Source organism: Pseudomonas sp. NPDC087346 (assembly GCF_044744235.1).
Classification (GTDB): Bacteria; Pseudomonadota; Gammaproteobacteria; order Pseudomonadales; family Pseudomonadaceae; genus Aquipseudomonas.
In genome coordinates this window covers 2,144-9,779 of record NZ_JBIUXX010000110.1, presented here as the reverse complement: position 1 = coordinate 9,779, position 7,636 = coordinate 2,144, and the positions used below count along the sequence as shown (strand labels likewise).

The 7,636-nt window shown below is 58.1% G+C and carries 6 protein-coding genes; 2 read left to right on the top strand and 4 right to left on the bottom strand.

Annotation, left to right across the window (positions count from 1 at the left end):
• Positions 1–161 precede the first annotated feature (161 nt).
• Positions 162–1,508: an ATP-binding protein gene (locus ACIOZM_RS30520; RefSeq protein WP_401221143.1), complete on the bottom strand. Its 1,347-nt coding sequence runs from the start codon at positions 1,506–1,508 to the stop codon at positions 162–164.
• Positions 1,505–2,182: a response regulator gene (locus tag ACIOZM_RS30515; protein ID WP_401221140.1), complete on the bottom strand. Its 678-nt coding sequence runs from the start codon at positions 2,180–2,182 to the stop codon at positions 1,505–1,507. The genes ACIOZM_RS30520 and ACIOZM_RS30515 overlap by 4 nt, the downstream gene beginning before the upstream one ends.
• Positions 2,183–2,481: 299 nt before the next feature.
• On the opposite strand from ACIOZM_RS30515, the gene ACIOZM_RS30510 reads away from it, so the two are divergent.
• Both ACIOZM_RS30510 and ACIOZM_RS30505 read left to right on the top strand, forming a co-directional pair.
• Complete coding sequence (locus ACIOZM_RS30510) at positions 2,482–3,273, top strand: dienelactone hydrolase family protein (protein ID WP_401221137.1); 792 nt, start codon at positions 2,482–2,484, stop codon at positions 3,271–3,273.
• 134 nt (positions 3,274–3,407) lie between these two features.
• The gene (locus tag ACIOZM_RS30505; protein WP_401221134.1) at positions 3,408–4,133 is read left to right on the top strand and encodes a 4'-phosphopantetheinyl transferase; all 726 of its coding nucleotides are present in this window, start codon (positions 3,408–3,410) and stop codon (positions 4,131–4,133) included.
• 141 nt (positions 4,134–4,274) lie between these two features.
• Here the strand turns inward: ACIOZM_RS30505 and ACIOZM_RS30500 are convergent, their stop codons facing one another.
• Positions 4,275–5,885, bottom strand: a complete 1,611-nt coding sequence (locus tag ACIOZM_RS30500; RefSeq protein WP_401221132.1) for an ATP-binding protein — start codon at positions 5,883–5,885, stop codon at positions 4,275–4,277.
• Entirely contained in the window at positions 5,882–6,604 is a 723-nt protein-coding gene (locus tag ACIOZM_RS30495) for a response regulator (protein ID WP_401221130.1), read from the bottom strand. Before ACIOZM_RS30495 ends, ACIOZM_RS30500 begins: the two co-directional genes overlap by 4 nt.
• Positions 6,605–7,636: the final 1,032 nt, after the last annotated feature.

The window sequence follows — 7,636 nt, the reverse complement described above, 5'->3', positions numbered from 1 at the left end:
CCCAGCGAGCGGGCCGAACGTTGGGGCCCAGACCTTTGCTTACTTTGGGGCGTTTGCCAAAGTGAGTCGCTGTAAAAGCGAAACCGCCAGCCGCAGCTACCGAAGCAACGGATATACACCCAAAACCCCAAGAGCATGGTCGGCCCAAAGGCCGCCAAGTCTCAAACCACCGGAAAATGAATCCGAAACGCAGCCCCACCCATCGGCGAATCCCCCAACATCAGCTTCGCGTTATAACTCTCGATAATATCCTTCACCACCGCCAACCCGATCCCCTGCCCCGGATGCTGCCGATCCAGCCGCTCACCACGCTCAAGAATCCGCGCCCGCTGATTCGGCGGCACCCCCGGCCCATCATCCTCAATACACAACTCAACCCCGGCCAGGCTCTCACGCACACTGATGCGCACCTCACCCAGACACAGCCGATAAGCGTTCTCCAGCAAATTGCCCATCATCTCCAACAAGGCACCCTGCTCGATCGGCACATAACAATGCTCCGGCAAATCAAACGCCACCCGCACCCGCTTGTCGCGATAAACCTTGTCCAGCGTGTCGCATAGGCTTTTCAGCACCGGTTGCAGCCGCACCTGATGCCGCACCAGACCGCTTTTACGCAAACTGGCCCGCTGCAACTGATAGCTGATCTGCTGACTCATCCGCTCGATCTGCGATTGCAACACCCAGGCCTGATCGCGATCCTCCGGACGCTGCGCCATGTCTTCACTGACCCCCTGCAACACCGCCAACGGCGTTTTCAGGCTATGCGCCAGATCATCCAGAGAATCTCGATAACGACTGCGCTGCTGACGCTCACTGTGCAGCAAACGGTTAAGCGAACCGGTCAGACGCAGCAACTCGCGCGGATGCTGCTCGCTGAGACTTTCAAGGGTACCGCCTTCGATTTCATCGAGTTCCTGACTCAACCGGCGTAAGGCTTTAAGGCCCCAGGTCAAACCGATCCAAAGCAATGCCAGCAACACCAGCAAAGCCGCGCCGAACCCCAGATAGAGATTTTCGCGCAGGCCTTCAAGGGTAGATTCGTACTCACGCACCGGTTGCAGCGCGACGATACTGAAGGCCGCGCTCTTGCCACCGAGCAGTTTGACTTCCACGTCGTAGACGAAGAACTCCTGTCCACTGGCTTCGCGAATCCGCGCAAACTCGTTGCCCTTTCCGTCGTAGCGCGGTTTGTAGTTGATCTGCTCTTCCTGCGTGCCTTTGGAACGCCAGACCAGATGACCTTCACGGTCATAGATGTAGCCGAGCAAACGGCCATCAGTCAGGTTATAGCGCTCATCGGGCAACTGCGCCGGCATCACCAGCCGGCCATTTTCAATGCGCGCGGCGGAAATCAGCGTGGTTACATCAGAGGCCAGGCGTTGCTCGATCGAATCCTGCAACGCCAGACTGAAAGCACCCTGCATTGCCGGGAGCAACGCGAGCATGAACAACACCGCCAACGTGGTGGCGGCAAGCATTAGCCGAACGCGTAGCGAACGGATCAAGTGCAGCGCTCATTGAACAAGTAGCCCAGACCACGCACGGTATCGATCGGCTTGAAACCGGCCGGCCCTTCGAGCTTGCGACGCAAGCGACCGACCAGCACTTCGATCACGTTCGGATCGCGCTCGTCGTCATCCGGATAGAGTTGCTCCATCAGGCGATCCTTGGGCACCACTTGCTGGTGATGGCGCATCAGGTATTCAAGAATGCGGTATTCGTATGCGGTCAGCGCCAGCGGCTGTTCGTCGAGCGAAGCCTGCTTGCGATTGAGGTCGAGCAACAGCGGGCCGGCAACAATGGTCGATTGGGTAAAACCGCTGGAGCGACGCAGCAGCGCATTCAGTCGCGCTTCGAGTTCTTCGAACTGGAACGGCTTGACCACATAGTCGTCGGCGCCGGCGGCCAGGCCTTCGACCTTGTCCTGCCAGTTGCCACGCGCGGTGAGAATCAGGATCGGAAAACTCTTGCCGCCAGAGCGCAGTTCACGGATCAGATCAAGGCCACCCATGCCCGGCAGACCGAGGTCAATCACCGCCAGGTCAAAGTTGAACTGACCGGTCTGGTACAGCGCCTCCTCCGCATTGGCCACGGCTTCGACCACGTGGCCGCTCTCCGTGAGACGGGTTTGCAGGTGATGGCGCAACAGCGCTTCATCTTCGACGACCAACAATTTCATAACGCTCTCCCGGGTAAATCAGAATCTCCAACAGCGTACCTGTGGAATCGCCGAATCTTCACTCGCACAAGGCTGACTGCCAGGAACTCCTGACGCAGTCTAATGCCATTGTGCGAGCTGGCGAAGCCAGACGTTTGGCGTGGCTGTGATCCAGCAGCAGTTGTTCAAACAACACGGCACGATTTGAGTATGGCACTAGGTTACTGTCCGTCCCCTGTACCGCCCCTGAACGTTCCTTGAACCTCTGTCGAATCAAATCGACTAGGCTGTTTTGACCACTTTCGATAAGGAGACCGACCATGCGCCTGTTCCTCACCCTCGCCTTGCTGACGTTAAGCAGCCTCACTCAAGCTGCAATCAAGACTGAGGAAATTCCCTACCAGAGCGCCGACGGCACCAAGTTGATCGGTTATTACGCCTACGACGACGCGATAAAAGGCCCGCGCCCGGGCATTGTGGTCGTCCACGAATGGTGGGGCCTGAACGATTACGCCAAGCGTCGCGCACGGGATCTCGCCGGACTCGGTTACAACGCGCTGGCAATCGATATGTACGGCGAAGGCAAGAACACCGAGCACCCGAAAGATGCGATGGCGTTCATGCAGGCCGCCAATAAAGATGCGGGCGCTGCGAGCAAACGCTTCGAGGCCGGACTGGATCTGTTGAAGAAACAACCGCAGACCGATCCGCAGAAACTCGGCGCCATCGGTTACTGCTTTGGCGGCGGTGTGGTGCTCAACGCAGCGCGGCAGGGCGAGCCATTGGCGGGCGTGGTGAGTTTCCATGGCGCGCTGGCGACCAACACGCCGGCGACACCGGGCAGCGTCAAAGCCAAAGTGCTGGTCGAACACGGCGCACTCGACAGCATGGTCACGCCGGACAACGTCAGTGCGTTCAAGTCTGAGATGGACAAGGCCGGCGCCGACTACACCTTCGTCAGCCTCGATGGCGCAAAGCACGGCTTCAGCAACCCGGATGCCGACCGTTTGAGCCACGGCGATCACGGTGGCCCGGATATCGGCTACAACAAGGCAGCGGATGAAAAATCCTGGGCAGACATGAAAGCGTTCTTCCAGAAAATCTTCAGCTAAACACCCTTCTCTGTTGGAGCTGCCGCAGGCTGCGATCTTTTGATCTTGTTTTTAAAAGGCAAAATCAAAAGATCGCAGCCTGCGGCAGCTCCTACATGATTGCGGTGTTGCCACTTGCCAGTAAAATGCCCGCCATGAATTCAACCCCTACCCTTCCCGCTTGCTGCACGCCGCTCGACGCTCATTGGCCGTTGCCGCACACGTTGCCCGACACCGTGTTGCTGAGCACCCATTTCGATCCGGCCCGATTGCTCGGCGATGACTTCCAGCGCAGTGCCGTCGAGGCGCCTGCGAGTATTCAGCGTTCAGTGGCCAAGCGTCAGGCAGAGTTTCTCGCCGGGCGAATCTGCGCCCGCGCCGCATTGCAACAACTGGAAGGCTCCAGCGTGGTCCCGGCAATTGGCGAAGATCGCGCACCGGTGTGGCCGGCGCACATCTGCGGTTCGATCACCCACAGCACCGGCCGTGCCGCCGCTATCGTCGCCAACAAACAGCACTGGCGCGGTTTGGGCATGGATCTGGAAAACCTGCTTAACACTGAACGTGCCGAGCGTCTGGCTGGAGAGATCCTCACGCCAGCAGAAATGCAGCGCATGGCGGCGGGCTCCCGCGATCAATTAGCGCTGTGGGTGACGCTGACGTTTTCGGTGAAGGAAAGCCTGTTCAAGGCGCTCTATCCGATTGTGCAGAAGCGCTTCTACTTTGAGCATGCCGAAGTGCTGGAGTGGAGTGAACAAGGGGATGTGCGTTTGCGGCTGCTGACGGATTTGTCCGCAGAGTGGTGCCATGGCACGGAGCTGGATGCGCAATTTGGCGTGCAGGATGGGCAGTTGTTGAGTCTGGTCAGCATCAGCGCTTGAGATCTTTGGGTGCCTGACAGGGCCTCATCGCTGGCAAGCCAGCTCCCACAGGTTTCAGGGTGTACACAAAATCTGCGTTCGCCGCGAACACTGTGGGAGCTGGCTTGCCAGCGATGGGGCCCGCAAAGCCAACACAAAATCTCAGCGGCGCTCCTGATTCCTCGGCCAACTCAGACTGAAACAGGCCCCGCCCAGACTCTTGCTCTTGCCAATGATCGCCCGCCCGTCATGCCAGTGAATGATCCGCCGCACAATTGACAAGCCCAAACCATGCCCGCCCGACGCCCGGGTGCGGCTGTCATCCAGACGCAGAAACGGCGTAAAAATCCGCTCCCACGCCGTTTCCGGTACGCCCGGCCCGTCGTCCTCGACGTCGACCCGGCAGCGTAACTGACCGACCTGATAACTCACCGTCACCTTCGAGCGCGCATGGCGCATCGCGTTGCTCACCAGATTCTGCAACGCACGATGCAGAAAGCGCGGCTCAGCCTCGACCCAGGCGTCATCGCAATCCGCCGCTGACAAACACATCCCGCGCTGCACCGTGACTTCGGCGCGCAACGGCGCCAACTCCTCGATGACTTGATTGACCAGCGCATCAAGGTCGATGCGCTGGAAAGTCAGCGCCGGAGAACCCTGCTCCAACCGCGCGTAAGTGAGCATTTCGTCCACCAGCTTATCGAGATCCTCGATGTCGTGATCCATGCCCTCGCGGTACTTTTCCAGCGCTTGCGGGGTGGTCGCCGTGCCGATCATCTCCAGCCCGAAACGCAGGCGCGCCACCGGAGTGCGCAATTCGTGGGACACCGCACGCACCAGTTCACGCTGGATTGCCAGCAACTGCTGCAAGTGCTCGGCCATGCCGTTGAACGCTGCCGCGAGTTTGCCGACCGAGTCAGCACCGCGAGCCGGCACCCGGGTTTCCAGACTGCCCTTGGCAATCCGTGTCGCCGCGGCTTCGAGACCGCGCAAACGGCGCTCCAACTGGCGCACCAGCAGATAAACAATCAAACCGATCAGGCTCAAGCCGAGCGCCGCGATCAGCACCAGCCATTCCGGTGGATACGGATTCATCTGATACAGCGGGCCGATTTCCAGCACCCACGGCGTGCCGACCATACCTGCGAACACACGGATCGAATCGCCACCCTTGCCCAGCGCCATCACCGTATCGCCCTCGGAAACGCGGCGACTCTGGTCCTCATCCATGTCCGCTTCGTTGACCGTGACCAGCCGCAGATCGAAACCGAAACCTTTGTCTTCCTTCAGTTGTGCCAGCCGTTTGGGCTGGTCGGCCACCGGCACCCGCACCAGCTCATCGGATAGCAGATAAATAGTCGCCCGAGCGAGTTGCTCGCTGATCTGCTGCACTTCGCCGACCAGCACAGTTTGTTCCTTGTCACTGACCAGTCGATAAACCTTCGCCGCATGCGGGCCGGTCTGCTCGACCAGCGCCTGACCGCGCAACACGCGGGTGCGCTGGGTCAGATCAAGATCGGTCTGGGGAAAGGTTTGCAGTGCCAGCGGAATCCCCAGCAAACGCTCCCAGACCAGCAACGCACGATGGCGCTCGGTCTGATTCATCGGTTGCAGGTTATCGGCCATCAGCGAGAACGTGCCGTGGGCCAGCCGCTCGCGATATTGCTCGCTGCGCACCTGATTGAGCAGGTGCAGGGCCAGCACACCAAGCACCGCGACCAGAATCAGCGCCGCGCACATGCCGCCATAGATGCGCAGGAAGATCGAGTTCACAGCGGCATGTCTGCGCAGGCTTCAGGGACGAACAGATAGCCTTTGCTGCGGATGGTCTTGATCAGGCGCGGATGATCGGGATCGTCGCCGATCTTCGGGCGGATGCGCGAGATACGCACATCTATAGAGCGATCCTGACCGTCGTAGCCGATACCGCGCAGGGCGGTGAAGATTTCTTCGCGGGACAAGATCCGCCCCGCGTTGGACACCAGCAGCCAGAGCAGATCGAATTCGGCGCTGGTCAACTCGATGCCGTTGTCACTGAGCCAGGCTTCACGCAGGGCGTTGTCGACCACCAACGGGCCGAATTGCAGACGACGCGGTTTTTCCGAAACCGGCTCGGCGCTGTCGCTGCGGCGCAGCAGTGCCTGAATCCGCGCCAGCAACAGCCGTGGACGCACCGGTTTGCACACGTAATCGTCGGCGCCAAGGTCGAGGCCAAGGATCTGGTCGGCGTCGTCGGTGCGTGCGGTGAGCATCAGGATCGGCCCGTCATAACGGTCGCGCACCTTGCGGCAGATGCTCAGGCCATCTTCACCGGGAAGCATCAGGTCGAGGATCACCAGATCCGGCTGCTCCTTGATGATCCGCGCCGCCGCCAGCGCCCCATTGCCTTCAATCGCCACGCGCAGTCCATTGGCTTGCAGGTATTCGCGGGTGAGTTCGGCCAGACGCTGGTCGTCCTCGACTATCAATACCTGCCAGGCTTCTTGCTCCACCGGTGACCTCTGCTTTTCATTTTTATTAATAGAAGAACCACGCCAAACACAAATTCTGTAGGAGCTGTCGAGTGAAACGGGGCTGCGATCTTTTGATCTTGCTCTTGAAGGTCAAAAGATCGCAGCCTTCGGCAGCTCCTACAAAGGCAAACTGCATCGATGATCCTCCCGTCTTTTTGTCATGTTTTGGGAGGATAAGAATGCGTATGCATGGGCCGATTGTATAAACGGCGTACGACGAGAACACAAGTCGCTAAATGCGTTCGGACAAGGCGGTTTTTTGTGATAGGGTTCGCGCCCTTAAAAATCCGCTGAAGCGTTTTTCCAGACAAAAAAACAGTGACAAACGGTCTAGCTCAGCAGGTTCGCGGCCTACACGCTCTTTCGCTCTTTCACACACAATTTACGCACAGGTTTATCCACAGGCTGTGCGTTGCAATCCCCCCCCAAAACGCATTATCTTGTAGCCCGAGCGCAAAAAAACCCTACATGTAGGGTTTGACGCTAAAAAACCAAACACAAACCGGACAATGATTTCAAGGCTTTTTATTGCCATTGTCGGGTTGAACCAAACGTATTTTCAGAAGACCAAACCGCACTTGCGGATGGCTACTGTTTTTCAGCCGACCACGGCGATAACGGTACGGGTGTTGCAGTCCGAAACTGCCCCCCAACGGAATGCGGTTTCACGCGTACAGCGCGAACCGAAGACTTCGGCATGGAAGCGGCGCCCACAAGGCCCCTTCCTGAACTGTCCCGAAGTCGTTATGCCCGGCCCCCGCCGGTTGTAGTGCTTCAGGACGGAACGGTGGGCACCGTGATGGTGCCCAAACAAACATAGAGAACGTGGAGACACCCATGCAAACCGACACAACTCGCGAGAACCCGCAGGGCACCTTGCCGCAGGCCGCTGATTCGAATTATTATATTTATTAAAAATATAATTTAAAACTTATATTTATAAATATTAATTTAAATTTATTTAATTAAAAATATTAAAATATAAAATTATATATAAAAAAATATTTTATA